The organism is Citrobacter sp. Marseille-Q3906, from assembly GCF_916618775.1.
Taxonomy (GTDB): domain Bacteria; phylum Pseudomonadota; class Gammaproteobacteria; order Enterobacterales; family Enterobacteriaceae; genus Citrobacter; species Citrobacter murliniae.
In genome coordinates this window covers 59,070-83,662 of record NZ_CAKAKA010000002.1, presented here as the reverse complement: position 1 = coordinate 83,662, position 24,593 = coordinate 59,070, and the positions used below count along the sequence as shown (strand labels likewise).

At 49.3% G+C, this 24,593-nt stretch carries 36 protein-coding genes and 2 pseudogenes; 1 reads left to right on the top strand and 37 read right to left on the bottom strand.

All coding sequences use genetic code 11. From position 1 onward, the window contains the following. Nucleotides 1-53: 53 nt before the first annotated feature. The 16 genes from LG384_RS04695 to LG384_RS04620 all read right to left on the bottom strand — a co-directional run bounded on the left by LG384_RS04695 (nucleotide 54) and on the right by LG384_RS04620 (nucleotide 11,972). Entirely contained in the window at nucleotides 54-482 is a 429-nt protein-coding gene (locus LG384_RS04695; RefSeq protein WP_032935527.1) for a hypothetical protein, read from the bottom strand. 8 nt (nucleotides 483-490) lie between these two features. Beyond that, nucleotides 491-922 carry a hypothetical protein gene (locus LG384_RS04690; RefSeq protein WP_032935525.1) on the bottom strand — a complete coding sequence of 144 codons (432 nt, stop codon included), beginning with the start codon at nucleotides 920-922 and terminating at the stop codon, nucleotides 491-493. A 10-nt stretch (nucleotides 923-932) separates the two neighbouring features. Continuing rightward, complete coding sequence (locus LG384_RS04685) at nucleotides 933-2,435, bottom strand: DUF3383 family protein (protein WP_225760537.1); 1,503 nt, start codon at nucleotides 2,433-2,435, stop codon at nucleotides 933-935. Continuing rightward, nucleotides 2,436-2,924 (bottom strand): hypothetical protein, encoded by a 489-nt coding sequence (locus LG384_RS04680; protein ID WP_032935521.1) that lies wholly within the window; start codon nucleotides 2,922-2,924, stop codon nucleotides 2,436-2,438. It lies immediately after the preceding gene. Further along, entirely contained in the window at nucleotides 2,921-3,277 is a 357-nt protein-coding gene (locus tag LG384_RS04675) for a hypothetical protein (protein WP_032935519.1), read from the bottom strand. Before LG384_RS04675 ends, LG384_RS04680 begins: the two co-directional genes overlap by 4 nt. Further along, nucleotides 3,274-3,846: a hypothetical protein gene (locus LG384_RS04670; RefSeq protein WP_032935516.1), complete on the bottom strand. Its 573-nt coding sequence runs from the start codon at nucleotides 3,844-3,846 to the stop codon at nucleotides 3,274-3,276. The genes LG384_RS04675 and LG384_RS04670 overlap by 4 nt, the downstream gene beginning before the upstream one ends. Before the next feature lie 20 nt (nucleotides 3,847-3,866). Next, complete coding sequence (locus LG384_RS04665; RefSeq protein ID WP_032935515.1) at nucleotides 3,867-4,229, bottom strand: DUF4054 domain-containing protein; 363 nt, start codon at nucleotides 4,227-4,229, stop codon at nucleotides 3,867-3,869. 14 nt (nucleotides 4,230-4,243) lie between these two features. Continuing rightward, on the bottom strand, nucleotides 4,244-5,212 hold the full coding sequence (locus LG384_RS04660) for a major capsid family protein (RefSeq protein WP_225760536.1): 969 nt from the start codon (nucleotides 5,210-5,212) through the stop codon (nucleotides 4,244-4,246). Between the two features lie 3 nt (nucleotides 5,213-5,215). Continuing rightward, nucleotides 5,216-5,707 carry a hypothetical protein gene (locus LG384_RS04655; RefSeq protein WP_225760535.1) on the bottom strand — a complete coding sequence of 164 codons (492 nt, stop codon included), beginning with the start codon at nucleotides 5,705-5,707 and terminating at the stop codon, nucleotides 5,216-5,218. A gap of 2 nt (nucleotides 5,708-5,709) precedes the next feature. Then, nucleotides 5,710-6,858, bottom strand: a complete 1,149-nt coding sequence (locus tag LG384_RS04650; protein ID WP_225760534.1) for a DUF2213 domain-containing protein — start codon at nucleotides 6,856-6,858, stop codon at nucleotides 5,710-5,712. Nucleotides 6,859-6,861: 3 nt separating this feature from the next. Beyond that, nucleotides 6,862-7,713: a phage minor head protein gene (locus LG384_RS04645; RefSeq protein ID WP_225760533.1), complete on the bottom strand. Its 852-nt coding sequence runs from the start codon at nucleotides 7,711-7,713 to the stop codon at nucleotides 6,862-6,864. Then, a complete protein-coding gene (locus LG384_RS04640) occupies nucleotides 7,704-8,993 on the bottom strand; it encodes a DUF1073 domain-containing protein (RefSeq protein ID WP_225760532.1) in 1,290 nt (429 codons plus the stop codon). Before LG384_RS04640 ends, LG384_RS04645 begins: the two co-directional genes overlap by 10 nt. Then, on the bottom strand, nucleotides 8,993-10,411 hold the full coding sequence (terL, locus tag LG384_RS04635; protein ID WP_225760531.1) for a phage terminase large subunit: 1,419 nt from the start codon (nucleotides 10,409-10,411) through the stop codon (nucleotides 8,993-8,995). Before terL ends, LG384_RS04640 begins: the two co-directional genes overlap by 1 nt. Beyond that, nucleotides 10,377-11,375: a terminase small subunit gene (locus tag LG384_RS04630; protein ID WP_225760530.1), complete on the bottom strand. Its 999-nt coding sequence runs from the start codon at nucleotides 11,373-11,375 to the stop codon at nucleotides 10,377-10,379. Before LG384_RS04630 ends, terL begins: the two co-directional genes overlap by 35 nt. Before the next feature lie 83 nt (nucleotides 11,376-11,458). Then, entirely contained in the window at nucleotides 11,459-11,626 is a 168-nt protein-coding gene (locus LG384_RS04625; RefSeq protein WP_225760529.1) for a YnfU family zinc-binding protein, read from the bottom strand. A gap of 199 nt (nucleotides 11,627-11,825) precedes the next feature. After that, nucleotides 11,826-11,972: a hypothetical protein gene (locus LG384_RS04620; RefSeq protein WP_225760528.1), complete on the bottom strand. Its 147-nt coding sequence runs from the start codon at nucleotides 11,970-11,972 to the stop codon at nucleotides 11,826-11,828. A 243-nt stretch (nucleotides 11,973-12,215) separates the two neighbouring features. On the opposite strand from LG384_RS04620, the gene LG384_RS04615 reads away from it, so the two are divergent. Then, a complete protein-coding gene (locus tag LG384_RS04615) occupies nucleotides 12,216-12,464 on the top strand; it encodes a CsbD family protein (RefSeq protein WP_225760527.1) in 249 nt (82 codons plus the stop codon). Nucleotides 12,465-12,632: 168 nt separating this feature from the next. Here the strand turns inward: LG384_RS04615 and LG384_RS04610 are convergent, their stop codons facing one another. The 21 genes and pseudogenes from LG384_RS04610 to LG384_RS04510 all read right to left on the bottom strand — a co-directional run bounded on the left by LG384_RS04610 (nucleotide 12,633) and on the right by LG384_RS04510 (nucleotide 24,534). Continuing rightward, on the bottom strand, nucleotides 12,633-12,770 hold the full coding sequence (locus LG384_RS04610) for a hypothetical protein (RefSeq protein ID WP_181631352.1): 138 nt from the start codon (nucleotides 12,768-12,770) through the stop codon (nucleotides 12,633-12,635). Between the two features lie 330 nt (nucleotides 12,771-13,100). Next, on the bottom strand, nucleotides 13,101-13,628 hold the full coding sequence (locus LG384_RS04605) for a hypothetical protein (protein WP_225761281.1): 528 nt from the start codon (nucleotides 13,626-13,628) through the stop codon (nucleotides 13,101-13,103). A gap of 23 nt (nucleotides 13,629-13,651) precedes the next feature. After that, the gene (locus LG384_RS04600) at nucleotides 13,652-14,200 is read right to left on the bottom strand and encodes a lysozyme (protein ID WP_225760526.1); all 549 of its coding nucleotides are present in this window, start codon (nucleotides 14,198-14,200) and stop codon (nucleotides 13,652-13,654) included. Further along, a complete protein-coding gene (locus LG384_RS04595) occupies nucleotides 14,172-14,450 on the bottom strand; it encodes a phage holin (RefSeq protein ID WP_225760525.1) in 279 nt (92 codons plus the stop codon). Before LG384_RS04595 ends, LG384_RS04600 begins: the two co-directional genes overlap by 29 nt. A gap of 140 nt (nucleotides 14,451-14,590) precedes the next feature. Then, a complete protein-coding gene (locus LG384_RS04590) occupies nucleotides 14,591-15,643 on the bottom strand; it encodes a site-specific DNA-methyltransferase (RefSeq protein ID WP_225760524.1) in 1,053 nt (350 codons plus the stop codon). 150 nt (nucleotides 15,644-15,793) lie between these two features. Continuing rightward, a complete protein-coding gene (locus tag LG384_RS23345) occupies nucleotides 15,794-15,985 on the bottom strand; it encodes a TrmB family transcriptional regulator (RefSeq protein ID WP_225760523.1) in 192 nt (63 codons plus the stop codon). 197 nt (nucleotides 15,986-16,182) lie between these two features. Further along, nucleotides 16,183-17,013 carry an antitermination protein gene (locus tag LG384_RS04580; RefSeq protein WP_225760522.1) on the bottom strand — a complete coding sequence of 277 codons (831 nt, stop codon included), beginning with the start codon at nucleotides 17,011-17,013 and terminating at the stop codon, nucleotides 16,183-16,185. After that, on the bottom strand, nucleotides 17,010-17,144 hold the full coding sequence (locus LG384_RS04575) for a YlcG family protein (RefSeq protein ID WP_008322465.1): 135 nt from the start codon (nucleotides 17,142-17,144) through the stop codon (nucleotides 17,010-17,012). The genes LG384_RS04580 and LG384_RS04575 overlap by 4 nt, the downstream gene beginning before the upstream one ends. After that, entirely contained in the window at nucleotides 17,141-17,749 is a 609-nt protein-coding gene (locus tag LG384_RS04570; RefSeq protein ID WP_225760521.1) for a recombination protein NinG, read from the bottom strand. Before LG384_RS04570 ends, LG384_RS04575 begins: the two co-directional genes overlap by 4 nt. 2 nt (nucleotides 17,750-17,751) lie before the next feature. Then, nucleotides 17,752-17,958, bottom strand: coding sequence for a hypothetical protein (locus LG384_RS04565; RefSeq protein WP_024166998.1), 207 nt, complete (start codon nucleotides 17,956-17,958; stop codon nucleotides 17,752-17,754). Next, nucleotides 17,958-18,557 (bottom strand): DUF1367 family protein, encoded by a 600-nt coding sequence (locus tag LG384_RS04560; protein WP_225760520.1) that lies wholly within the window; start codon nucleotides 18,555-18,557, stop codon nucleotides 17,958-17,960. Before LG384_RS04560 ends, LG384_RS04565 begins: the two co-directional genes overlap by 1 nt. A gap of 34 nt (nucleotides 18,558-18,591) precedes the next feature. Then, nucleotides 18,592-18,840, bottom strand: a complete 249-nt coding sequence (locus tag LG384_RS04555) for a hypothetical protein (RefSeq protein ID WP_001568777.1) — start codon at nucleotides 18,838-18,840, stop codon at nucleotides 18,592-18,594. A 112-nt stretch (nucleotides 18,841-18,952) separates the two neighbouring features. Continuing rightward, nucleotides 18,953-19,186, bottom strand: a complete 234-nt coding sequence (locus LG384_RS04550; RefSeq protein WP_032944444.1) for a DinI family protein — start codon at nucleotides 19,184-19,186, stop codon at nucleotides 18,953-18,955. Between the two features lie 344 nt (nucleotides 19,187-19,530). Further along, a complete protein-coding gene (locus tag LG384_RS04545) occupies nucleotides 19,531-21,060 on the bottom strand; it encodes a recombinase family protein (RefSeq protein WP_225760519.1) in 1,530 nt (509 codons plus the stop codon). A gap of 188 nt (nucleotides 21,061-21,248) precedes the next feature. Next, nucleotides 21,249-21,539, bottom strand: a pseudogene (locus tag LG384_RS04540) (DUF550 domain-containing protein); the annotation flags it as partial. Between the two features lie 61 nt (nucleotides 21,540-21,600). After that, complete coding sequence (locus LG384_RS04535; protein ID WP_225760518.1) at nucleotides 21,601-22,032, bottom strand: hypothetical protein; 432 nt, start codon at nucleotides 22,030-22,032, stop codon at nucleotides 21,601-21,603. A 109-nt stretch (nucleotides 22,033-22,141) separates the two neighbouring features. Next, nucleotides 22,142-22,381, bottom strand: a pseudogene (locus tag LG384_RS23340) (ead/Ea22-like family protein); the annotation flags it as partial. 17 nt (nucleotides 22,382-22,398) lie between these two features. After that, complete coding sequence (locus tag LG384_RS04525) at nucleotides 22,399-22,737, bottom strand: DUF977 family protein (protein ID WP_225760517.1); 339 nt, start codon at nucleotides 22,735-22,737, stop codon at nucleotides 22,399-22,401. A 2-nt stretch (nucleotides 22,738-22,739) separates the two neighbouring features. Next, nucleotides 22,740-23,612 (bottom strand): DNA-binding protein, encoded by an 873-nt coding sequence (locus tag LG384_RS04520; RefSeq protein ID WP_225760516.1) that lies wholly within the window; start codon nucleotides 23,610-23,612, stop codon nucleotides 22,740-22,742. A gap of 146 nt (nucleotides 23,613-23,758) precedes the next feature. Beyond that, nucleotides 23,759-24,298: a toxin YdaT domain-containing protein gene (locus LG384_RS04515; protein ID WP_225760515.1), complete on the bottom strand. Its 540-nt coding sequence runs from the start codon at nucleotides 24,296-24,298 to the stop codon at nucleotides 23,759-23,761. A gap of 2 nt (nucleotides 24,299-24,300) precedes the next feature. Further along, complete coding sequence (locus LG384_RS04510) at nucleotides 24,301-24,534, bottom strand: YdaS family helix-turn-helix protein (RefSeq protein WP_038641081.1); 234 nt, start codon at nucleotides 24,532-24,534, stop codon at nucleotides 24,301-24,303. Nucleotides 24,535-24,593: the final 59 nt, after the last annotated feature.

The following is a 24,593-nucleotide window of genomic DNA, read 5'->3' as shown; positions in this document are numbered from 1 at the left end:
ATAGGGGCCGTATCCAGCCTTTGACAGCGCCAGATACATGCTCATGTCGTCGCTTATGTTCGAGGATTTAACGTAAATTTCTGAACGTCTGGAGCTTCTGAACGTGAGTTCATATTGCTCCCGCCCATAAAAGGCAGGCTGATAACCTGAAGAGCTGTTGTGATTAGCATGACGTAATCACCCGGGAAGGATTCGAAGTGTTCCTGCTGCTTGGACAATTGCACACCATCAAACAGAACGTAATCGAACATCAGGCGCTCAATTTCCTCGAATCGTTCTGAGTCAAGAAACTCCAGAGACTGTCGCGATAATTCAGAGGCAATGCCTGTGAAGAATGCAAAAACCTTGCGACGTTTTTTGTGAGTCATCGCTGCAAAGTCGTAGCGGTTGCCGTTAATCTCCGCAAAGCCGTCCTTGTAGACGGCCTTGATCATCTCAAGCGCTTTCCGCTGCTTTTCTTTCAGTTCTTTGTCGTTAACCATGGGATACCTTATACATTGCGCACGACGTTACGAAACTCGATGGTGTACTCCATCAGTGCATTAACGTCCTGGTTGTTTTTTGTTTGCGTCGATTGCGTAGTGATAGAACCAGCCTGTAGATCGTAGGTTTCCTTCAGTGCCGCACCGTCGCGCACAAACGACTCTTTAACTGAGCCGTTAAAGACAACGGGGATCGCGGCGTTACGCTGCTGGTTAAGCCAGATATCATCGTTAGAAAACTTCTGGACGCGTATCACCATCACATGCACCCCGGCATCGACACGCCCGGAGATTGTGACGCCGTTATTCGCACTATTAGCACGACTCGTAAGCGGATTAGATGGCGTCAACGTGACGTAGTCCCCCACGGCGATATCCGTGATGATTCGCCCTTTAAGAACGATAGTCGCGGTATCTGCGCTGATAACAATCTGAGACATTTACCGCTCCTTATTTATTGAAATTGATGATGATATCGGCACTGTGAACAGCACCGGCATTCTTCACTGCCACCTGAACAACCGGGGATTTGCGTTCCTGCCTGTCCGCTGTTGACTGGTCTTTCAGGTCACCGGCCAGCACGTAATACCCGTTTTGTTCGATATTTCGCAGAAACATATCCCGATCCCCGAAGAAGTCAGGAAGCGTCCAGGTACCCGGATTGAACACACCAGCACGAATAAATCCGACTGTGGTCTTTTCAACACAATCCTCTAACTGATCGACACCGTAGTAGGTTTGCGGGACTTTGGTCGGCGTGGTTTTAAGGAGGTTGAAGGAATCCGTCTGCACTGCGTCAACATAGGCCATCAGGTTATAGACGTTGTCGACAAAATCATTAGCGCCGCTCGACAGCACGCAGGGAACGTCTTTAATCGTGGTGTAGATATCCAGGCCTACGCGTTTAGCCTTGTCGATCTCCGTTTGCTCATAACTTTCAGCCGGCACGTTCATCGTTTTGAGGTGCAAAGTGATTGCTGTGCGCTCTCCGTTGAAATTGACGGTATGCGTGCGGGCCATATAGCTGATACCAAATTTCCGGTTGCCTGCTTTGCTGTAGAGCATGCGGAAATTACTCTGGCTGGCGAGTGTTACCGCCCATGCCGGGTTAGTCGGGTCAACTTCCAGAGCTGCCGAACCGGTAAATGTCTCATACACGATTACCGCGTTCGCTTTAGCCCATGAAGCGATCAACGGCACCTGCGCATCGAGAATTTTGTCGATGAAGGCCGCGCCTTTTACGTTGACCTGCGCTTTGAGTTTGCTGAGAGATTCCAGTTGGGTTTCCGGTGAAATCTCTGTTGTTGCACTGCCGTTAGTCTGTGATGCGCCAGAACCCTCAGCAATCGCCAGCAGATCACCAATAAAAGAACCACCGGCGATCGCTTTCGAAAAACCAACCACAGAGTTAGCTCCTGTTGATTTGCTAGTGATCACTATACGACTGCCATCAAAAACAACCGATGCGACATCTGGCGTAATTTTCGCCTGGATTTGGGCAATAACATCTGACAGTGCCGCCGCCGTCATGCCATTAATTGCGGTTACATCGTGCTTCGTGCCGTCAATCTCAATACTGAATGACCAGTCAGACTTCTCGCGTAACGCTGGCAGTACGACTGCCTGAGAAATCTCACCGCCACCCAGTACACCGCTGGTCGCGGGCAGCGTTTCCCCGGCTGCATTCCAGTAACCAATAATCAGCGTGCCGCCAGCAGATACCGGATTAGGGCTAGTCCCGAAAAACACATTTGCAAAAGCTGCGGTGACAGAAGACGCCCCCCAGTCCTGTTCGACAGCGGGTGCGCTTTTGTAAGAACGCCAGCGCTCTGCGGTGCTCAATACCCCCGTCTGGCTGGTAAGAATTGCGCAGACGTTGATGTTATCGCGCGCCGCCGCCCGCCCCTCTTCGAGAAGCGTCACATTAATGACGTTATTAATTGATGCCGACATTTATTGGTCCTCTAAAAATTGAAACTGCGGCGTATCGATGCGCAGCGTCTGCACGTCCCGAGCAGGGGCATACTGAACATTGAAACTCAGGTGAACACGATTACCGTGGGACTGCCCCAGGAGTTGCCCCACATCGATGATGTTTGAGACGGCCATGATGGTGAGAGAATGAGTTCGGCGCAGTTCGTTCGCCGCCTGGCTATAGCTCAACATCAGGAAGTTTTCAGCGTTGCTGTACGCCTCGTCCCCGTAAAACTCCAGGACAATCGCGTGACTGACGGAGGCGCTATAAGTCATCACTTCAGCTTCACCATCAAAGCGCTGGCCTCTAGCCAGAACCGATTGAGGCAGCGAACCATTGACCACGATATAACTGGTGGAAAAGTCAGACGCCTGCATATTCCGACGGTCGAACTTGATCAGTTGCTCGTTGTAGTCCAGAAGGTCACGCACGAAACGCGCGACCACTTTCAGGTGGGGTTGTGTCATGGCGTTGGCACCAGTAGCGGGAGCCGGGTTTCCTCGGCAATGACGGCGCAGAATCCATAATCCATGTAATCAGCCGGGGACACGACCTTGTAGTCCTTCCCGCCCTTCTCTATAAACTGACCGGTTTCAATTTTCAGCCGCGCATGAATCAGCAGATACTCTTTCGACCAGTCCAGGCTATCCAGCGTCAGATTCTCTTTGTTCGCGCTTTGTACCACCGCCAGAATGTCCTGGCTGCTTACGGTTACATTTGGCTCAAAATCCACGGTTTTTTCCGTCCGTGTTTTGAGTTTTACAGGCTGTTCCCAACCGATTAGCGCATCGCTCATATCAAGGTCTGATAAGTCGCTCACTTACGAACCTCCCATGTAATTGTTCCTCGCAATTGCCCTTTATCAATCAGGATCGCCGACGAACCTTTGGCTTTTTTTGTTGCCTCTGTGATATCTGGCCACGTGCCATATCCCGCAGTTTCAAAGGCTTTCACACTGATATTCCGCGCGGTGGCGCCTATCAGGTTTAACGCGGTTGTTGCATCCATTTTCCCAGAGCCTACGGCTTCACAAGCCTTTTCGATTGCCCGGTTAATTTCTGATTTTTTGAGGGTGAATGGAGCGCGGAGAAAAGAACGTTCAGGGAGTGTTATTTTGTGGGCTGCCGTAAAGCCGCTAACCGGCCCCATGAGGCTATTTTTTGTGAAAGTAGCCTTGCCGCCCATTGCCATATATCCGGTGCCACCAGGGTGATCGATTTCAGCGCCGAATTCGTGCGCCGCCCCAATCTCGATTATTGATGTTCCATCATCATTGGTTTTGTTTCCTACTTTGCCCGCTGGCAAACCAACGGCGACGTAATGCGTTTTCATCGCCTCCAGGTTCTTCAGGTATTCAGTGGTGATTTTGAGCGTTTCTTCCGGAGTCATAGCAAATCACTCCCTGTTCACTACCGAATAGCCAGCACATGCACGCCCACCAGCTTACGCAGCCTCAGATACTCTTGTCCGTAAGAGCTGGACGCGAAGCCATCGTGAACGGCACCAAACCCAGCATCGGGAGCTGAATAGCCAATAGACACGCCTGCAACAGAGCGACTGGTGATTGTCTGGATGGGTTTTCCATTGCTGCTGCCGGAAGGATTGAGCACGCCAGCCGCATAAAGCAGATGCGCCGCTAAAGCATGAAGCCCTTGCTCATAGAGCTTGTTCCATACCTTGCGACTCATCTGGTTAGCTGCATCCTGTAGCGCCCCATCTATGCGAGCAGGGGCAACACTGGCGAACTCGGGGTAACGAACGGTGAATTCCATGCTACCCCCTGTGATTACTCTGCCGGAGAGGATTTGTAATCCACATACACCGCGGACTGCGGCTGTTTCCACATCGCGCCACCGAAGGCTGAACGATAGCCACACTCATAGGTCAGCAGATCACGCTGTCGTGCCGCCAGCAGCTCCGGCATATGCACTTCCATTTCGATGTAATCGGCTTCGTAGGTATAGATGGCCAGGCGGGTTTTACCCGATTTGATACCCACCGCGTAATTGCTCGGTACTTTTACGAAGGTAATGTTGAAGGATTCATTACCAGAAGCCTTGCGCAGCGCCGCCATAATGCGATCCATTGCCGCAATCGGCAGCAGGTCAGTACCCACAACGATCGGGTTAGGGTCGAACTTCTGCATGGCGAGCATAAAGTCGCTGGCGTCCATGGCGATATGCGTCGGCTGAATACGGTAACTGGATTTGCGCCAGGCCACGTTGTAAGCATCCAGCACCAGCTTCACGAATCCATCAGAGGTCATTTCGGCGATGGTTTTGCCTGAAACATCGATGACAACCTGAACCTTCGCGCCTGTCAGCAACCCTTCCTGCCCTTTAACTCCGCGATGGCCTACGTACCCCGCGTACTGGATTGTTGCGAGGGCGTTGGCATACAAATCATCCTGTTTTTTCGTCTGCAGGTTGATGTTCAGGCGCGCTATCTTCTCCAGTTCTTGCTGAGTCCAGGTTGCGGCTTTAGCCCACTGGCCAACAGGCGCTTTCAGCCATTCGATATCACTATCAATGGTTTTCAGGCTGTTGGTTTTGTTACCAATGATGCCGTCTTTAACCGAGCCGACCACTTCGGACACGCCGAAGTCCACATAGTCCAGGGAGAAATCGAGGCCTTCTTTGACCGGGAGAGCCTCGCCGATATTAATCTCCGGCAGCTCTTTTTCCTGTAACTCCATGTCACGTTCGGTCAGCGCTTCCTGCAATACTTCTTCAAAATCTGCTGATACCATTGGCATTTGTTATGCTCCTTCCGCTGGCTGTGCTGCCTGCTGTACGTAACCGAGGGTGATAGCCACGCAGTTATTACCCGCGCTCACATCTTCCACCCAGTAACCCAAATCAATATTGCCGGCTGCTTCTGTGGTCACCTTCCCGGCATCATCACCCGTCGCCACGATGTAAGCCGCCGCGCCACGGGTAAAATCAGCGTCATCGACTGTCAGCGCGCCGACACAATCACCGTGGGAAAAATGTCCCACGTTGACTTGCTTGTTGTGCGGTGCACCATCACCGTAAATATCACGCACCACAATCCCGTGAATGCGTTTGCCAGCTGCGAGAGGCATCACGCCGCCGTCCGGGTTGACAGCTACGAACGTGCCGTAGGGCAACTTCGTTTCGGTCAGGTTCTCTTTCCCCCAGACTTTATCGTTAGAGCTGGAGGCACGTTTAATTGAACCCGGTTTAATAGTGCCGTTGGCACCATCCCAGTCAGTAAATCCGAAAGTCATAGTTATTTACCCCCAAGGCGTTGAGTTGCGGTTTTAGTGCTTTTGTTCGTGGAGTCGTTAAACAGATGAGCACCAATTTCACTGCGTGGCTTCGAGGTGGCCTGAATGGCTGCATAAGCTGCACGGACTTCGCTGTCAGTCATTGCTTTGACATCAGCATCGTTAAATGCTTTAGTGCTCACCAGTACGGCGGCGCGCACGTCACGCGCTGATTTGGCATCATTGAAGCTAACTTTAGGGAAACGGGCTTTCGCGTCTGCCAGTGTGGTGCTGGTTTCATTGCCAGATTTCAGCTGCTCCAGTTCTTCTTCCAGCGTTTTAACTTTCGCTTTCAGATCGGCGTTTTCGGTTTCCAGAACGGTGATTTTCGCGTCCTTGTCGTCACCACCACCGGCACTGGGATCTTCATCATTCGGCGCTGGTGTACTCGTCGCACCTTCCAGTTGTTTTTTCAGGTCTGCGAGCTGCGCCAGCACTTCCTGTGCTTTAGCAGTAGCCTCTTCAGTCCCTTGCCCCTGTAGTTCTTCCAGCGCCTTTTCCAGCGCGGCAATCATGCCGACCAGCTCATCGGCAGTCAGCGCTACGCCTTCCGCATCCTTCAGTTTTTTGCCCTTCAGAAACGCCAGGGCGTCAGCTAATTTTGCAAACATTGGCTTACCTTTTTTGTCGTTTAACTTGCACTGAGGCCCGTAGCGCCCCTCTGCCACGCCCGCGACGTGATTGCCGCGAATGTTGATGTGGTAAAACTTCCCGCCCCTTTCCTCGAGTTCAGCGGGCTCATATCCAACGGACACTTCTCGGATCCCCGTCTCTTCCAGCGTTTCGATTCCCGCGGCATCCGTCAGAAAAACGTCACAGACCACTTCACCGCCCTCAATGCGAGTGTTGGCGATGTGTCCGGATGCTTTGTCTTTGTGGTCTGCTGCGGTGACCTCCCCGTCGTCGGGGTGCGTTATGGTGAACGGGAGGCCATTGAATGAAGCGAGAGTTTCGGGTTTTGATAGTTCGTCGAGAGTGCGAACAACGGTGATTTTTTTGTTGGCATCGCTGCCAGTCAGCCCCAGCTCGTGACCGTAATACTCAATCGGTCCGGCGCGGGTGATCGTCGCAGTAGTAATCACGTACCCCTGCGCTGTTCGTTTCCACGTCATTGATTAATCCCATGAGACGTAAGGGAGGGCCAGGCATCGGCATTGATAATCCTCGCCGGGTTTACCGATGAATGCCCCGATGGTTGAGCGTTTCTTCCAGGTTTTGCCGCCGTCGTCTGAGTAGACCGTCGGATCGGAGTATTTGCAGAGCTTGCCGTTTAACGCGGAATGACTGTCGCGCTCCCGTTCATCGCCAGTGCCGCCCCACTCATACAGGTCAAGGCCAAGCGCCACATTACGTGCTTCAGTCAGGTCTGCGTTGAGTTTTGAGGTCTGGTCACGGGCGATCAACCGGGCGCGGCTGCGGGTAACGTTTCCTCGCTCCTTGATTATGTCGATCAGGTTTTCATGTCGGCCGCCGTCTTTCATGTTCTCAAAAACCGCCGCGCCGATATCGTGGATAAAGTCGGTATGGATGGAGGTGATCAGGTCAACGTTGTCATTAACCGCCTTTTCCATTTCTGGCTTTATCGCGCCATCGCCGAGCATCCCGGTCAGGTCAATCCCAAAAGCATGGGCGAAAGTGCGCTGCATCTGTTCTTTGTTCTGCAAGTTCGCACGTGCAACGAACCCAGCAGACAGTCGGGCGGAGACCTCCTGAATTGAAATGCTCGCTAATCGCTGCATGACAGCAGCAAGGCGCGCCGTAATCGACAAAGGCGTCGTATCGGGTGCATCGGTTAGCGTCGGCTTGTCCAGCTCGTCCAGGAGCGTCTGTAGCATGCTGTCGATAAACTCAATCAGCCTGTCTCGATACCAGACCTCGGCGCGCTTGCTGGCAGTTGGTGGCCGCATCCGTCGGCGGCGCGGTCTACTTCGCCCCTGCTTTTGCTCCAGCAGCTGTTTCAGCTCCATGTGCCGCCTCCTGCGACAATCGACTTAATCTCCTTCTCGGTGACTGTCTTTAATACGCCGCGGTTAACCATTTCCCTGATAGCGACTTCTTCCGTCAGTATCGAGCTTGTCACCAGCGTATTGAATCCGGTTGCGTACTGGCTGAACCGCGTCGCCTCGTCAGATTCGTTGATGCTGTCGATTGTTGGGTATTCGTAGGTAAGGCTTTCCGTAATAGCGAGTTTGTCCAGCGTGAACTGGTCGGCGAAATCCTGCATTGGGCGAAGTCGCGACTCCTGCAGGCCGTTAATCGTCTCGTAATAGGATTTGTTGTCTTCCTCGCCACTACTGAATCCACTGGCCGATTCTCCAAACAGAATCGTTATGGGTCTGTCCAGCGCACCGGCCAACACGATCGCCATTTTGCTGATTACGTCAGACAGCCCGGTGAATTGCGCGTTCTTCTGCTCATATCGCCCCTGCGCCTGAGTATCACCAGCATCAATCAATAACATCCCGGTTGAAGACTTGGTGTCTTTCATCACCCTGGCGTATTCGCGCACCTGCCCTTCCTGACCAGCTGCGATCTGGTTATTCATGCCGGGGATAAACAGCACATCGACGTTTGCCTCCTGGATGGTGTCACCGGTGCTCAGGATTGCAGTGTCGAACGTTTTGATGTGCTCGTAGGGTGCCTGAAGGTCAGACGTACCAAACTTGGCGCGATCCTTAATGCTGTGATTACCCAGTTTTGTCCGGCAGCAGCGGGAGTGGTGAAATCTGAGTTGCTTCGTCCCGACGTCAAGTTGATACGTTAGCGGTTCACCAAAACAGTCCGAACGTATGTCGGTGATGACATTACTGTCCGGCGTGTACTCACCTTTTCGGAACACCAAGAATTTAACGATATCTTCGCTCTGCAAATTGAGCGGCAAGGCGATCTGGTCATCGGCACAATCAGTGATAGCCACGATTAGCGAGTCACCCAGCAGAGAGGCCCATCCCAGCGCGCTGTGAAAGACTGAGTTTAATTTCAGTTCTTTTTCAGCGTCAGCTATGCGCTGGGTAAGTGAGCTGTCAACGTCGCCCGAAAATTTACGGGGCAACTTCAGCATGTCATCAGCGGTTTTGTTGATGTACTTTTTCACCACCCACGATTTTTTATACATCGCGAGCAGTTCTTTATCCGGCACGTCGGGCTTACTGCTGCTATACCGCACCGCGCCGATCTTCTCGCCGAGCGAAGTCATTAAGCTAACCAGGCCATCATTCAGACGACCAACGATATTTTTTTTCGTCATTACATGATGTCCAGTGGGCTGAGTGTTTTTCTCTGATACAAATCGCGTAGCCCCTGCGTCATTGCATCGACAACGTCATCGTTCGCGCCGACAGGGAACGTGGTAATTTCCTCGACCGTCTCGGTGATCCACGGTGCGATGTCTTTATGGGGAAGGAAAACGTTACCTGCTTCCCATACAGCGGTGATCGCATGCGCCCGGGCTACTTTGCTGCCGTCCGGTTCGACGGCAACCAACCCTGCAACGGTGCTTTTCAGTGAATCAATAACCGCCGGGCCGTTGGCTTTATCCTCCACCAGCTTGCGCAAGCCTTTGGGGTATTCGTCGGCCATGCGCTTAACGGCTTTCAGCGTTGCGGTAAAGCTCATGCGGGCGCGCACCTGGTGAAGCAGATAAGCATTGGCGCCCTTTTTGCCCCATACCTGACCGACAACGTAGTCGGTGCCTTCACTGTCTTTAAACGTCATATCCCAGCTGTGGATGACTATGTCGAAGTTGGTCGGCAGGTCTTTCGGAAGGTAATACTTGATCCACTCGTCTTTGAAGATGGAACCACCAGCCTGTTTTGGTGACTGCTGATACATTGCAGACCAGAAGTAATCCCCAAGAATGGTTTTGGTTTCGAGCAGTTTCTCTTTTGGGTGCAACTCTGGAACCAGCGCTTCGCCCTGCTCGTTGATTGCAGGGAACGCCAGCACCTTAGCGCGCGGCGTGATTTCCACTACACGCCCGGATAAGTCATCTGTCGCCCAGCGGGTCGCCATGATGATTTCGCCGCTGTTTTTCGACAGACGCGTTTTAAACGTGGAAACGTACCAGTTCCAGATAGATTTTTTTGTCGTTGGGCTGAGAGCTTCTTTGGCGTTTTTTATCGGGTCATCGATGATACCGAGATCGATTTTCTTACCCGTTAACGGACCGCCTACACCCGCACAGACATACGTCCCCTTATGGTTGGCTATACCGAATTCATCGGTGTTACGCTTTACAGCGACACCATCGTCGGGCTTATTGCCCAGCCATGCGCCCGGGAATATGTTGCGGTATTCCGTCGTGGACATAATGCGCTGAACATCGGCGTTCATGTCTCCAGCCAGGTCAGCAGAGTACGACAGCGCACCCACGCGCATTTCCGGGTATTTGCCGAAGAAATACGCTGGCAGGTAACGCGAAACGATATCCGATTTACCATGTTGCGGCGGCGCGCCGAGAATCAGTATCGGGCGCACCCCGTTCATCATATCCAGCAGGAATTGATCCAGAGCGTCGCAAACCGTCTGTGAGAACTTGCTGGTGATGTATTCGGGGTTAATGTACTGAATGAAGTCGTGAAGGCTGGCCCGCGCATTACGTCGCTTGAGTAACTCTGCCGCTGCTTCCTGCTTACTTACCAGCGATAATTGCGGCGAGCTGCTCATCTGTCAGATCCTCCGCGCTTACTGTGTGATTATGCTGTATGGGCTCACCATTCGGGCCGCTTAACTCAGTTTTGGTTTTCAGCATGCCAAGGTGCTGTGCGACCATCCTCATGGCCTCATCCTGATTGCGTGTGATCATTTCAAGACCAAATTTGCCCTCTTTTATCCCGGCAAATAGGCGGCGTTCTGCGCCCTTCAAATCTCTCGTATCGTGGAAAACAGGACGGCTCAGACCAACGCCATTGCAGCGTGGGCAATCCGGATTCGGGTCCAGCGTGCCGTCGTAGCCGTAGCCGCCAGGGTCTTCGGGAGGCTTCACGCCATCTTTGCCCTCAACCTTTGCTAAAGCCTCTTCAAACTCAACAGCATCACGCCACTGATAATGATGACCAAAACCCCAGCAGTAACGACAACAACCGCGGTGATGTTCTGTCAATTGCGTAGCGTCTGCCGTCGCAATGTCCCACCACCATTTCAACACTTCATCCTGCGTTACTTTCACTCTTCGCGAGCGTTCGTCCAGCGCATCGCGAATTGCCTGGCTGATCTTAGCATTCCTTAGCAATCGAGAGGCGTTAACGTAAGCCGTATTGCCTTCACCTTTATAGCCTGCCCGCTTGTATGCAGCGGTCCTGTTCAGATCGAGAAGATACTCTTCAACAAACCTGACCTGCATATCGTTAAGGCCGTAATTGCGCAGATTGAAGGGTTGCGCACTTTCCTGTGTATCGGTCTGCGCATCAATTGGTGTTTGCTCATGCTGCGCAGTTGTGGGTGCTTGCTCAGTCTGCGCATTGCGCGCTTTCTTCTGCGCAGTTTTTTGCGCAGTTGGTTTTTTGATATAGCGCCGCGCAGATGTGTAATTCAGTCCCTGCGCTTCGCACCACTCCTTCGGTGATATACCCGTTTTGGCATGGTCGGCGAGGAACTGGTGTTGCAGTGCTCCCCAGTCCGGTTTTGCCATGAGTTAATCCTGTTTGATGTGCGTTTGCAATGTGCATAAAAAAGCCCCGCAATTGCGAGGCCTGGGTTTATTTCTGTCACGAACTACTTGTTGTGAATGACAAATAACGATTTACACTTTGGGCAAAGTAATACCTGTTGCTGACGTACTTTCGTAGTCGACTGAGTAGATTTATGTCCACATATCGGACACGTGACAGTCATATTGGCTACAAGCCCAACACGCTGCATTGCGTAATCGAAGAATGACATGATAGTTAACCTTTAAATGAGTATGGTTTACCATATCATAACCAGTTCATTTATTAACCAACCATTTTCGTATATTTGACATTATATCGATTTATCATAGTCATGCATGCCTACAGCAATACCAGTCATACCCTAAATTAGGCCAAAGATTAGCTATTAAGATTATTTTCTATTTCACCGTAATTGTAACTGCACTTCATTAGGCGCTGGAATAATCATTGGGGTTCTTCACAACCCAGTCACCTTTCTTGTCCTTTACAACCTCAATAAATTCATCAGCATGAGAATATGAACCGCCTTCATCTTCCCACTCATTTAACGAATGTAACCATTCATCTTGTGTCACGATTTTTCCTGTTACAGTACTACGCAAAAAAACTGTCATAACTATTTAGCCAGTAATTTTAGGAGTCGATTCACTTTGATTATAGGTTAGATATCACACAGCATTTCATATAGTTCTTGAATCTATATCAAATGAAATTCATTAGAACATTTTAATATATTCCAAATCATTATCAGCGATTTCCATGCATATTTATTCTGACTGCTATACTTTATAGATGACTAATTTTTGGAGATTTAGTTTATGTTTGGTACAAAAAAAGATAAAAACCATGTTATTCATGGTGAACTAGAGGAAAGTTATGGTGAGGCTCTGGAGTCACCTGACCATAAATTTAATGATACAGCAAGAAAATACGCATCCAGAGCAGGGGATGCAGTGCGAACAAGTACAGATAACATCAAGAGTCAGGTTGAGTCAAATCCAATGACGTGCGTCGCCGTAGTTGCGACAACCGCGTTTATAATTGGTTTTTTGATTGGGCGGCGTTAAATAATAAATGGCTCACACCGAGCCATTTAAACCGTAGAGCACTTAAGTAGCAAAAATAAACAACATTGCTTATTATTTTTTATTTTAACTTTCATTTATACGAAGTTCTAATCGAATTCTCAACACATAAAAAACCGCCTAGATTACGACGGTTTATTATGATGCGTATCATTTAGGAGAATCCCTTTCAATTTCGGGATCATCTGGCTCTGAGGGTTCTCCGTCATCTGGATAAATAGGTTTATCTTCTCCAGGGAAGGGTAAATCTTCAGGCATCGGATCAACTATATCAGGACGGTCTGTCATAAAACCACCTTTAAATTACTAAAAAACAACAAAACATTATGTTTACTTTTGTGTTTTTTTAGTTTTATTCTTTTCCTCATCATCATTTTTTCTATCCTTGTTCTTAGATTGATCAGGAGATATGTTCATTGAGTAAAAATTCATGGAAAACTCCAATTTATTCTCCAGCAAGTCGCTGTGGTTATAGTATAGTCAAAAAAAACATAAAAATTAACGAGGCGGTTATTATTTCGCGCAAACACATCCATGTCATTAATTAATGAGAAATTAAAAAACCATACTTACAATTAATTTACATAATCCTATAGGGCGAGATTATTTTTATGTTTTCTAATTACCCGCATCGCTTCCAACCTTCCTCTGCCTTTTTATCTCTTCAATTTCTCTAATCCCTGCAAGTTGGTTGTTTGCCTTCTCTATTGCTGCAAGAAGAGGTTTAATCCAGAGTACGGCCTGGCAGTACGTCAGCGCGCTGGAGGCAACGGGACTATCACCGGTTGCGTCAGCGTCCCCGGAATCGGAGTACATTGCGCTGGCACGTAAACGGTTCGCGTAGTTGAGCAGCCCACCAGCGACATCAGCAGGAACAGGCATATCACAGGTTTTTTCACGTCGGAGAATCTCCCGGTATTCGATCACTGTTTTCTCGGTGCTGGCATCTATCAGTGAGTTAAGGCGATTGGCGTTCTCGGCTACCTGGTTAAACCGGTTGAAGTTGAAAGCCTGCGTGGTTATTACCATCGCCTGTAGTGCGTTGTCGCTGCGCAGTACCCGATTGTCACTTTCGGATGTGGCCAAAGCGGCATCGCTGCGGGACAGCAGCACGCAGAGCACCGCGATGAAGATGATAGCTGCCATCCCAACAACAACGAGGCTTTTGTTCACTGGTCTATCCCCCAGCACGTCAACGCGCTTTCCAGGTCCCGTCTTTCTACCTGACCATAGCAACCATTCTTCTGGCCTTTAGTCTGCCGACAATCGCGCCCACCGTCTTTGACCCACCAGCGAATAGCTTCACAGGCTCCTTTACGGTCGCCAGCATTGATCCGCTTATAGAACGTAGACGGGAAACATTTACCGGGGCCGATGTTGTAGGGACAAAAAGACGCGATCCCGGCTTTCTGTGGTTCTGTCAGTGGTACCTTGATATTGCGGTCCACCCAGGCCAGCGCTTTATCGCGTTCAATGGCGTTTACCTGGGCGCATTTCTCAGCTGACAGCTTCATGCCCTGCACTACCGGCTTGCCATCAACCATCGTGGCACCACGGCAAATTGTCCAGATTCCGCCGCCGTCGCGATACGCCGTCAGGCTGTTCCCCTCTTTCTCATCCAGAAACTGATCGAGAATAACGGGCGCGGAAGCCCCGGCAAGAATCAGACCAACGACCGCTGCGCTTAGTTTATTCTTCAGCTTTGGTGGCATACCCATTGCGCCGATCCTCCCGTTCTTTCCAGCGGAAATACCAGTTCACTGCACAGGTGATTACCGTACATGCGATACCGACAATAATTGCCCAGTCGCTCAGGCTTAACCCTGCAATTCTGTCGGCCAACATCCAGGACACCTCTTTTGCTGTTTTAGCTGTTTCGGCATATGCCTTCACTGATACACCGCAGCCGGTCAGCGTGGTTCCTGTTCCATATGAAAGTCTGCTGTATATGGTGTTCATTCTGGTCATAGCCTCACCTCCGATAGTTCGGATGGCGCTGTGTGTGATGAAAGGATCAGGCTCTCGGGTCTATATAACGGCAACACGAAGTGAAGGTCTCCGGAGCCTGAATTTGATGGACACCACAGCAACCAAACGTGCGGTGTCCGTTATGTTTTATTGAGCTGTTCTAATTCACAGACCGTTTGAATAAAACGGTCTTTTTCAAGCTCGACACCGATCGCCCGGCGTCCCAGTTCCATAGCTGCTTTTATCGTGGAGCCAGAACCCATAAAGAAATCGGCAACAGTATCGCCCGGTCTGCTGCTCGCGCTGATGATTTGTTTAAGCATATCGGCTGGCTTTTCACATGGATGCTTGCCCGGGTAAAACTGCACCGGCTTGTGCGTCCATACATCGGTATACGGAACAGCAGCTGAAACAGAGAAACAGCGCCGAAGCGTTTTATACTCTTCCAGCAATTCCGAATACTTGCGATTCAATGACTGGTAGGTAGCAACCAGCTGGTGATGAGGGTGCTCTAATTTTTGCTGCTGATGCTTATCAATAGCGATCCGGGTAAACAATGCCTGCAGCTTTTGGTAATCAACTTCGTTCGGCAACTGCCACTGGCTCGCCCCGAACCAATGAGACGCCATGTTTTTCTTTCCTGTTGCCTCGGCTATCTCTTTCGTGCTCACACCCAATGATTCCCGGGCATTGCGGAAATAGTCGATAAGCGGCGTCATGATGTGCTGCTTCAGTTCGGTGCTTTTTGTTTCGTAGGTGTTCTCTTTCCCGGTGTACGGCCCCAGATAATGTTCACCAAACAGGATCCGTTCCGTTGCCGGGAAATATGCGCGCAGGCTTTCTTTGTTACATCCATTCCAGCGGCCCGACGGCTTTGCCCAAATGATATGGTTCAGGACATTGAAGCGCCCCCTCATCATGATCTCAATATCGGATGCAAGCCGGTGACCGCAAAACAGATAAATGCTGCCGGCGGGTTTAAGAACTCGGGCATACTCAGTCAGGCAGCTATCAAGCCAGCGCAAGTAGTCCTCATCCCCTTTCCACTGATTGTCCCATCCGTTGGGCTTAACTTTGAAGTAGGGTGGATCCGTCACTATCAGGTCAATGGAGTTATCCGGAAGGGTGGCGATGTAATGCAGGCTATCAGCGTTGATTAATTCAACACTGTTTATTTTTACAGTATTTTCCATAGATCAGTAAGCGTAACTCTGATAGGCTCACTTTGCTTTAGCGCTAAAGCGGTGGGCCTTTGATTAGCTTGTGACCTGAAAGCATGAGCAATGGCTGGCCGGGTGCTACAACACCCACCAGCCGCCCATTTCCACAGCAAAAAGCCCCCATCACTGGAGGCGCTTATAACATCCAAACTGATAATCAGATAACCCCGCCATCACCAGCTGCGTGAGTATGAGCTGGCAACGTTCGCGGCTAAGGTGGGTATTCTGTGCAATCTCCCCAGCCGTAGCCGGTTTATCGCTTAATTCATTGAAAACAGCCTTTGCTGTTTCTGTTATATCTTTCTGATTTAGCATGTCTTTTTACCTTTAATAAGTGGCGTGACATACAGATAACTCTGGTTCGCTTGACCAGCAAGCTTTAGATACGACAGAAACAAAAAAGCCCCGCGGTGTTATCCGCAGGGCTTGAAACGAAGGCAATTACCCATCGTTGGAATAAAATTAACACAGATTCGGGAAAAGTAAATAGTTCATATTAATTTCCACCGCCATTATCTTGTTATTTGTTTTAGCAGAATTTCAGCCCATGCCTCTTCAATATCGAATTTCGTAATCAGTTGATCATAGAACGGTTTAACGGACTTCTTCCACGTATCCAGGCTGATTACATCCGTAATCTGGCAAACAGCTGCGTGGGCCTCAGTTGACGGGATGCGCTCATATCCGCGACCGCCACAGCGCTTGCAGGTGCTGAATACTGGAACACCTTGCTGCTTCGTTTCCTTCTGATTCACCGCTTTCCCACGGCCACGGCAATCACTACAGGCGCAACTGATGGCTTTTTTCCCTTTGCACTGAGGACAGAGAACGCGCGTTATCTCTTTTACCTCACGCCTGTTTTGATGCTGCGAAGGTATCACCTTCAAACCAAACGCTTTTGATGCCTTAATGATTTCTTTTGCATGTGCCGGCGTATTGGTTTTCATACTGAATACCTCAGCATCAATAAAGCCCTCACCGTCGCAGCAATCGCACCGCTTTACACTGGCTGCGCTGCGGGAATAATCCTCAAATGCGAAGGTGGCCAACTGGTGCATCACCTGAGGCTTAACCCCGGAATCCAACTTACGAAGTGCGGCAACCTTGTCACATTTGGTCATCGCGTACTCAGCCAGCAGTCCGATCGCCCGATCCCGGTCGTTTTTGCTTATGCCCATCTTCCCGAGGAATGCGCTGTAACCCATGGCAGCGCGTTCCTGAGTCATGCCCATTGCCGCCATGATGTCGGTGCCAGTCAGTGAATCAGAGGCGGTAGCACGCGGAGAATCGCTAATCAGCGTGGATTTTGCAAAGTGGTACTTCACTGTGTTTTCGAGGTTCATAGCGCTTCTCCAGCATAAGTTTTCACGTAATTCTTCAGTATTCGGTAGTCCGTCAGCACAGAACCCGGGAAATGGTATAAGCGCAATCGCTGCCAGCGAACACGAAGGATTTCAATCAGTTCTGGTGTCATGCTGCCTCCCTGCTCTTAATTAACTCGCGACGCAGTGCGCTGTAATGCTTCCTGATGGCTTCGAGTTCTTCGATGGTGTATCGATGCGGTGCGTTGTTGTTTTCAAGAGCCTCAACGCGCTCTGGCCCAATTTTCTCGATAAGGCCAAAGCGGTACTGCTGCTGATTGCCCGACAGTTGTACGTTGCAGTGGTGACATTGTTTATTGATATTGTCTTCGTGGTAGCGCAGGTGTGATGCCTTACCTCGCGATCGGTAATGTCCAGCTTCCCACTGGACTGTATCGAACGCTCCGCAGCTGATGCACGGAAGGTCATGGTCACGCTCTCGGATGTAGTCATTAACGGCGCGCTGGGTTAAATCTTCCCAATGTCTCAGTGGTTTTACTGCGGCTTTACGCTTCCGCCAGATGGCACGCTCTTTTTTCTGTACCGCGCGCTGTTGCGTCCGTTCTTCCCGCTGTGCGGCTTCCCGGGCTTTCCTGGTTTGTTCTTTGCCGACTGCAGTGGCGCACTCATAACCGCATACGGTCTGCGTTTCACGCACTGGATGGAACCACTGGCGGCATTCTTTGTTGGCACACTTGCGGCGAAGCAATTTAGCCATAATCACCCCCAGACCTTTTGGCGAAAGGTTCTTGGTGTGCGCGCCGGATGCTCGCATTCAGGCAATTTTGCGCTGACAGTCCAGGTGATGTTGTCGCGGTTCAGGCTGCGTTCTACCGTGGCGCCACGACGGCGATAACTCGCCACCAGCTCGTCTGCCTGTTCGGTTGTGCATTCGTGATGGTGGAACCAGGAATATTTCATGGTCATCACCCCGCAAAGCTCATGAGCTGCGATGCAGCGTTTTCCGCTTCGCGCTGGTCCTTGAATGCCCGGGACAATACCCAGCGCCACAGAACATCGAGCGCGGATTTGTACAGTTGCTGGAACTCGGTTTCGTCCATGTTAGCAAAGGCAATACTGCGGGGATGTTTACGGAGGGTGCCGTCAGGGAGCTGTATGGCGTCGTAGTGGCCAGACTCGACGATCACCCAAGCGCGATAAGCGTCATAGGATTTGCAGATGCTGATGCTACCTGCTCGCTTATCAGCTATACGCTCGAGATATTGCTCGGCGGCGTCCAGGAGTGCGGCTTCACTTCCACCGAACGAGGCGAGGAATTTAGCGTAACCATTTACGAGCTTGCGCTCATTACTGGATATCGCCCCGCCAGTAGGTTCCCAGTATTCAAACCCGAGATTCAGGAGCGCAAAGAAACGGCGATGGAATGCGGGATTCCTCACCTGACGAAAATCGGCTACCAGTACGGCACCGAGTTTGATTTTTGATTGCAGGATATCGCTGGTCTCTGGCGTTGCCGGGATCAGGATTCCTGAGGAATGCTTGATGAGTTGTAGTTCGTGCGCCATGGTTTCTCTCCGTGGCGCAGCAGGTTACGGTTGTTCAGACCGTTGATTTCATATTATCAGAAGGTGGGGTTACCCGGTAGCCGAGACGGTGAATAAACTGCATAAAACCATTAGGAGTAAAGACCTCTTCATCATCCAGCAAAGGCCGCATAGAAACCATGCCATTGACGCGATAAATTAGATGCCTGCCCGATGAAGGAAAGCTAAACACCACGCAGCCGTCAGACCTTCTTACAATGTCATACCAGTTGTCTTCTGACGTTTGCAAAGCTGAATCACTCACATTTATGTTCTCCCTTCGAGCGACATACAGACGCGATTAAAGAATGTCGGCAGCAGCATCAAAGGGATACACATTTTGGTATTCTGATAAATGCGCGCCGGCTAACCCAAGTTCAGTAAAACCAGTCGTCGGCGCTTTCCCATGTTTCCTGCAGGATTTCCTCCACCTTAGTTTTATCGCCCTTATCGCCACCAAAAACAGTCAGGCTATCACCGCCAGCCCTGCGGATAACCAGAGAACAATTTTCATATTGATTCTGAAGTCGTTTAAGCAACTCTTTCTCAAGTGCGGGTATGGCGCCGCGCGGCAGGTCTTTTGATTTGTTGATGGTAAGTTCTATCTTCATAATTCCCTCCACATCAATATACTGTACATTCATACAGTATACCTATTGAACCTCATATTCAAGTAGTTAATAGCACTTTTCGCCAAAGCCATGCCGTTGTATACGCTGAATTTTTCCGAGTATTTGGAATTTACTAAATCAGTTACACAGGGGCTGAAAGGAACGAAAACCCGTCCAGAACTTGATTTATATGGCTACCTCAGTGCCTGAACGGGGTTTGGTATAGTCATGCCATATGGAGAATCATTCAGGTAAGTGAATCTCTCCTGCTACATTGCAAATAGTAAGAATGCAGCTTATCGATAAAGTGCGCACACGTTATTAGATATGTGTTTATTAAAACTCTAAAAGTAAACAGTGTTTTCATCCATATACTTCAAAGTTGAAATAATACTGTCCGCACGACATCTCTTACTTAGTGGGAAATTTTTGAAAACAAGACCATTTGTAAAATAAATGTCACATTGCTTCGTCTCTGTATCTATATAAACTTCCCTGAATGATTTAAAAGCAAGTCGCCTGCATATCTCCCTATCTTCTTTTAGTGACAAGTTTAGCTCTTTACTCCCGCGACTTTTATCCTTCTTAGCTTTATTTTTCAGAACTTTGATTGTAGTTTCGATTTTCTTTAACTTACGATCCAGTTCACGCACTTTACCAGCCAAAACGTTTACTTCAGGGGCTATTGTAAGTGCCTGTACGAGACTGTTTATTTGAAACTGCAAATCAATGCTATTTTTTTCTAATGTTTCCTGCAAACTTACCTGATTTGACTCAATCTGTAACTTATCAAAATTGAAAAGTATCTCTTCAATCAGATTAACATCGACAAGTTCTCTTTTAATCGATGGACTCTTACACCGATGAAGCCTTCTCATAGGGCATACATAATAACCTTTTCCAGACTTACTAACTGCAGTGATAATCATGGTATTCCCACAACATTTACACTTCATCACGGTTCGCAGCAGGTTTATAAGATATGGGTTACCGCTGTGAGAGTTGAAACCGAATGGAGACAATCGCACCTCCTGAACAGCATAAAATTCATCATCAGTAAGGACTTTGGGGTAATAATCAATTATTTCATTAACGCCTTTTGCACGTCCTCTATATGTTGGTCTGCAAATACCAATAAGCGCTTTGTTACCAAGGATTTTTTCGATGACAGAGGGACTCCACTCACCAGGGGTACCAGTCATATTTTCAATCAACCTGTCATTAAGGTATTTAGTAATAGCTGTCAGAGATTTATTTTCTTTACGTAATGAAAAAATTTTCTTAATCACCTTCACCTTTGATTCTATCACTTCAAAATGGCTGTAGTCAGGACTGACTCTTAACCAGCGAGGACATGCTTTTGTCATTATCCTACCGTTTAACTCGGCCTCATCCCTTTTCTTTTTCCATGAGAGCCTCACCCTGCTTGATTTTATTTCGCTCTCTTCATTAGCTCTCTGAGCAATTAGAATTGCTTTGATGAGTGCATAGGGGTCATCGAGAGATGCCTCAGAATATTGGGTATTATCACTAAGTGTGATGACATCAACACCACATTTTAAGATATATTTTAGTCTTTCTGTAGCCTCTCCGATTTTCTCTCGAGAAAGCCGGTCCAAACTTTCAACGAGTAAAACTGTACCAGGAATGATGAGCCCATTCTCCAGAGCATCAATAAACTCACTAAATGCACCTTCTCTTGCATGTTTCCCCTTAAAAGCACTTAATCCCAAATCTTCATATGTGGTTGGGTCAAGAGAATATTGCGGGTTATTTTTAAGCCAATCATCTATTAGTTTTTTCTGTCTCCTTAATGAATCCCCTTTGTCCTGATTTGCTGACGAGAAGCGCATGTAAGCAATGGCCTTTTTCATATATACCTCATTTTCAATGTACACACTTTATAAGACCATTAACTTTTAATTTATGATGAAATTTTCCAGAATTTTACGATGTAAAATATCTTATTCTTACCAACCTTGATAAAAGCAGGATTTTCAGTCAGATGATACGTTTTATAGCGTATTACAGTTGGGTTCCATCACTTCTCTCCCTGATGCTGTTCAGTTTTGATATGCAGTCGCGGTTCTCCGTCTTTCGGCTCAGGCCACTGACGCTGCTTGTTCACCGCCAACTTTTCTACCATCGCCTGGGTAATCTGCACATCACTGATACCGGCACGGCGTTGCGCATCCCATAACAGGAATTGCATGTCAGCCCATTCGCTAAGGTCGCCTGGTTCAGCAGCCGCCTCGAGCGCTTCTTTGGAAAGGTGCTTCAGCTGACCGACTGGACCGACATCGCCGAAAGTAGCCTGTGACCATGCTGCATGTTCACGGCGTACTTGTTCACGGGCTATCGACTCCAGAACTCCACCAATCACCTTCACAGCATCAGCCATTGCGTAGCCGAGATTATTCCGTTTTATACCCACGAGCCCCAAGAATCCCTGCACGTCGCTGTATACGATTTGGTTCAGAAGGCTCAAATCCGTAGTAATAAATATTCTGTCCATCCGGATCATTTTCTTTAAGCCAGGCATCAAAAGGTGCTGTCTTTAAACGGTTGGTGCAAAGAATTGAACCGTTACCAACTTTCCATGCCCCAGTATCAACACAGACCTCAACTGGCGTTGCTGTATCCCATTTGGCATGATTTGCATAGGTAATTTCCATGCCGAGAAATCCAGCAACCTCATCGCGGAAACGCTTAATATCTGAATCTTCAACGATGCAGGAGATACTGTGGGTCAGGAGAATCATGTTTTCAGTGCCGTATTTACGTGCAACCTCTATCGCTACCAAAGCTGAAGCATGACCGCCAGAGTGGAGAACTACGTGTTTCATCTCACTCCCCCTTCACGCCAATGCCAGCGGCGCGGATTGCGTCGGCGCATTCTTCCAGTGCAAAGTTATATTTATCAGCAACTATCCCGTAACCTTTCGGATACGGTGTCGGCAGCGTAACGGTCCGCGACTCAAGTTCTGCTATGCGCCTCTCTACGGCTTCCAGTGCTCTAACCAATTCGTCTACCGTTCCGGCAGCCTGTAGTGCGTAATCAGTGATAACCAGTTCATGCTCAATCTCGGTGCCGTTTTCACTCGTTGAGGTGATAGCAAAATAATCAGAGTTGATTTCGTTATCGGCTAAGTGGCGCAGCGTATCGGCAACAAGTTGACCGTTTTCGATTAGCAGCGCCTGTTTGTCGATTGTCATACTGGCATCCTCCCCACGATTTCAATAACCCGGCGCATAACTGCACTTCCCCGAAAATCTGCTGGTAACTCAATCAGAGGCTTACTCGAGCCGTATGAGAATCGTTGGAGATCGAAATCAATCACAGCCCTCTGGTCCCTGAACAAACCAAGACGACCGTAACGAATGAGTTCGCCGCGTTCTGCTGCTACGCGGAAATACTTCTCAGCAGTCTGACGGTGCAGCGACAACATCTGTGACGCCTCGCTAACTGTTAAACGACCGCGGATTTTCACCTCTTCGATGATCACCCGGATAAGTGCCGCCTGCTCTTCTGGTGTATTTGGTCTTGGCATGCTTACCCCCTGAACCCGGTTGGGATGGTTTTATCTGGCTCAGAAATTTTGTTCGGATCCCTTTTTCCATCTGGCGCCGCAAAAGACCACGACTCTTCGTAGTGCTTTGAGGGGCCAAAAAACGTGGATGCCTGTTTCACATACTCGGTGTTAAGTTTTCCAGCGGCAGTTATGTAATCCGCGTATCGCCGAACTCCATCGATAATCTCCTGCACTGTTGCGCCAGATTTAATACGTGCAGTCCAGGCTTTGAACGCATCAGCCTTGCTGTTACCACCGGCGCGTTTTGGGTATTCCTGCCACGCCAGTTCAAAATCATCCGGATAAGTTTTTTTCCCCTGGGGTGTGGCGGCGCCATGCCCCGAAATATCTTTATCCTGATCTTGTTCCTGATCCTGTTCCTGATCTTGGCTTCGTAGCCCCTTCGAAGCCCCTTCAGAAATTTGGCGCGATTCACGTTTTAAATTAAGGTGAAAATCTGTTTTATAACGTTCATAAAACAATGATAAAAAAGGGTTTTCAGGTAATGACACATACTCATTCCTGACACCAGCACAACGGTTATCCCCTGGCTTCAGTGATCGACCAACCTGATAAGCGGCCATTTCATGCACCCAAACCATCTCAGTGTCCTCGTCATAGCTACAAAATCCCGCTTCAATGGAGCTTTTTAGCCCCTTTGAAGCCCCTTCCAAGCCCAAGCCAGTTTCATGGGCTATGTACAGAATTGGCAGGTAATACAACCCGAGCATGTTTGCGTGTGGCGAGGTCATCAGATAGAACGAGACCACCTGCGCCTCCGCGCCTTGCTTCCTCAGTTCACGACCTGTTTTTCCAAGCCAGAACTGAGGTGCAACAGTTGCGTAATCACGCATAAAAACCTCTTAATCGCTAAAGTGGTGGCCCATCTATCTTTCTGAAGGATGATTTTTCTGACATACTTACCCCGTAATTTCTGCCTGGAATTACACCGAAGGTCGGTTCCGTTGGCGCGGTCCGACCTTTACTTTTTTTGAGCCCGTCATATAGCCCCCAGCATCATCTGCACCATCTCCATCAGTGGACCGGTTAACCCAGGGTCAACGCGGTACATTTCCACAATCCCCTCGCTCAGCTCTTTCAGCTTCTGATGGCGTGGCGCATTCATCGCGACGGCAATCTTCGCTTCGCTGGTTTCTTTCTCCAGCCGAGCCAGACGGGCCATTACGTTGTCTTCGGGTTGCAGGCGATTGCGGAACTCGAGTGGAAGGACAGCAAGAATTGCCGGAGTCAGCTGGCGAACGTTTTCGCGGTACCGTTCGCTGTTGAAATGGTTATCCAGAAAGCGGAAAAGCTTCTGACGCTGCCGACTGAGGTCACAAGGGAAAGCAATCTCGTCGCCACCCTGCGCCCGATACTCTTCGATGATCAGAGCCGTAACTACGTCCTGACCATCCACGCCCGCCCACGCACGAACGGCATCGCGGACCTGCTCATGTTTATCCACTGAAACAAATTGATTGCGATTTATCATCGCAGCCGGTTGATATCCGCTATTTTGATGAAGTGACAGTGACTGCATGGTTATGCCCTCGCTTCCTGAGCTGGTAATCCATCCGTAGGGTTGGGATACAAATCTGGTCGCAGTTCATGTGGTGTAATACCTGTAACCCTGAAAATCGGTAATACGCGGTCCGGAGGAACAGCACCTTTATAGCGCGTCTTCCAGCGGCTAACTGACATGGGCTTTATGCCCAGTAATGCTGCAAGATTGCTGGCATTACCTGCTTTTTTGATAGCTTTCTCTAATCCGTTCATCATGGTCTCCAAAAGATACACGAACAAATTAAGCCTTAGACTTATACATAAATCAAGTC

What these genes read in the sequence shown, in the direction of transcription:
- LG384_RS04560 (WP_225760520.1), bottom strand. Translation starts at nt 18,557, where the DNA reads ATGGCGCACGAACTACAACTCATCAAGCATTCCTCAGGAATCCTGATC.
- LG384_RS04690 (WP_032935525.1), bottom strand. Translation starts at nt 922, where the DNA reads ATGTCTCAGATTGTTATCAGCGCAGATACCGCGACTATCGTTCTTAAA.
- LG384_RS04515 (WP_225760515.1), bottom strand. Translation starts at nt 24,298, where the DNA reads ATGCAGTCACTGTCACTTCATCAAAATAGCGGATATCAACCGGCTGCG.
- LG384_RS04595 (WP_225760525.1), bottom strand. Translation starts at nt 14,450, where the DNA reads ATGACCAGAATGAACACCATATACAGCAGACTTTCATATGGAACAGGA.
- LG384_RS04605 (WP_225761281.1), bottom strand. Translation starts at nt 13,628, where the DNA reads ATGGCAGCTATCATCTTCATCGCGGTGCTCTGCGTGCTGCTGTCCCGC.
- LG384_RS04655 (WP_225760535.1), bottom strand. Translation starts at nt 5,707, where the DNA reads ATGACTTTCGGATTTACTGACTGGGATGGTGCCAACGGCACTATTAAA.
- LG384_RS04590 (WP_225760524.1), bottom strand. Translation starts at nt 15,643, where the DNA reads ATGGAAAATACTGTAAAAATAAACAGTGTTGAATTAATCAACGCTGAT.
- LG384_RS04665 (WP_032935515.1), bottom strand. Translation starts at nt 4,229, where the DNA reads ATGGAATTCACCGTTCGTTACCCCGAGTTCGCCAGTGTTGCCCCTGCT.
- LG384_RS04570 (WP_225760521.1), bottom strand. Translation starts at nt 17,749, where the DNA reads ATGGCTAAATTGCTTCGCCGCAAGTGTGCCAACAAAGAATGCCGCCAG.
- LG384_RS04580 (WP_225760522.1), bottom strand. Translation starts at nt 17,013, where the DNA reads ATGAACCTCGAAAACACAGTGAAGTACCACTTTGCAAAATCCACGCTG.
- LG384_RS04660 (WP_225760536.1), bottom strand. Translation starts at nt 5,212, where the DNA reads ATGCCAATGGTATCAGCAGATTTTGAAGAAGTATTGCAGGAAGCGCTG.
- LG384_RS04695 (WP_032935527.1), bottom strand. Translation starts at nt 482, where the DNA reads ATGGTTAACGACAAAGAACTGAAAGAAAAGCAGCGGAAAGCGCTTGAG.
- LG384_RS04610 (WP_181631352.1), bottom strand. Translation starts at nt 12,770, where the DNA reads ATGACAGACCGTCCTGATATAGTTGATCCGATGCCTGAAGATTTACCC.
- LG384_RS04650 (WP_225760534.1), bottom strand. Translation starts at nt 6,858, where the DNA reads ATGACGTGGAAACGAACAGCGCAGGGGTACGTGATTACTACTGCGACG.
- LG384_RS04670 (WP_032935516.1), bottom strand. Translation starts at nt 3,846, where the DNA reads ATGACTCCGGAAGAAACGCTCAAAATCACCACTGAATACCTGAAGAAC.
- LG384_RS04640 (WP_225760532.1), bottom strand. Translation starts at nt 8,993, where the DNA reads ATGACGAAAAAAAATATCGTTGGTCGTCTGAATGATGGCCTGGTTAGC.
- LG384_RS04525 (WP_225760517.1), bottom strand. Translation starts at nt 22,737, where the DNA reads ATGCCAAGACCAAATACACCAGAAGAGCAGGCGGCACTTATCCGGGTG.
- LG384_RS04565 (WP_024166998.1), bottom strand. Translation starts at nt 17,958, where the DNA reads ATGACCATGAAATATTCCTGGTTCCACCATCACGAATGCACAACCGAA.
- LG384_RS04535 (WP_225760518.1), bottom strand. Translation starts at nt 22,032, where the DNA reads ATGAAACACGTAGTTCTCCACTCTGGCGGTCATGCTTCAGCTTTGGTA.
- LG384_RS04510 (WP_038641081.1), bottom strand. Translation starts at nt 24,534, where the DNA reads ATGAACGGATTAGAGAAAGCTATCAAAAAAGCAGGTAATGCCAGCAAT.
- LG384_RS04685 (WP_225760537.1), bottom strand. Translation starts at nt 2,435, where the DNA reads ATGTCGGCATCAATTAATAACGTCATTAATGTGACGCTTCTCGAAGAG.
- LG384_RS04680 (WP_032935521.1), bottom strand. Translation starts at nt 2,924, where the DNA reads ATGACACAACCCCACCTGAAAGTGGTCGCGCGTTTCGTGCGTGACCTT.
- LG384_RS04625 (WP_225760529.1), bottom strand. Translation starts at nt 11,626, where the DNA reads ATGTCATTCTTCGATTACGCAATGCAGCGTGTTGGGCTTGTAGCCAAT.
- LG384_RS04575 (WP_008322465.1), bottom strand. Translation starts at nt 17,144, where the DNA reads ATGACACCAGAACTGATTGAAATCCTTCGTGTTCGCTGGCAGCGATTG.
- terL (WP_225760531.1), bottom strand. Translation starts at nt 10,411, where the DNA reads ATGAGCAGCTCGCCGCAATTATCGCTGGTAAGTAAGCAGGAAGCAGCG.
- LG384_RS04615 (WP_225760527.1), top strand. Translation starts at nt 12,216, where the DNA reads ATGTTTGGTACAAAAAAAGATAAAAACCATGTTATTCATGGTGAACTA.
- LG384_RS04545 (WP_225760519.1), bottom strand. Translation starts at nt 21,060, where the DNA reads ATGAAAAAGGCCATTGCTTACATGCGCTTCTCGTCAGCAAATCAGGAC.
- LG384_RS04600 (WP_225760526.1), bottom strand. Translation starts at nt 14,200, where the DNA reads ATGGGTATGCCACCAAAGCTGAAGAATAAACTAAGCGCAGCGGTCGTT.
- LG384_RS04630 (WP_225760530.1), bottom strand. Translation starts at nt 11,375, where the DNA reads ATGGCAAAACCGGACTGGGGAGCACTGCAACACCAGTTCCTCGCCGAC.
- LG384_RS04550 (WP_032944444.1), bottom strand. Translation starts at nt 19,186, where the DNA reads ATGAAGATAGAACTTACCATCAACAAATCAAAAGACCTGCCGCGCGGC.
- LG384_RS04520 (WP_225760516.1), bottom strand. Translation starts at nt 23,612, where the DNA reads ATGCGTGATTACGCAACTGTTGCACCTCAGTTCTGGCTTGGAAAAACA.
- LG384_RS23345 (WP_225760523.1), bottom strand. Translation starts at nt 15,985, where the DNA reads ATGCTAAATCAGAAAGATATAACAGAAACAGCAAAGGCTGTTTTCAAT.
- LG384_RS04645 (WP_225760533.1), bottom strand. Translation starts at nt 7,713, where the DNA reads ATGGAGCTGAAACAGCTGCTGGAGCAAAAGCAGGGGCGAAGTAGACCG.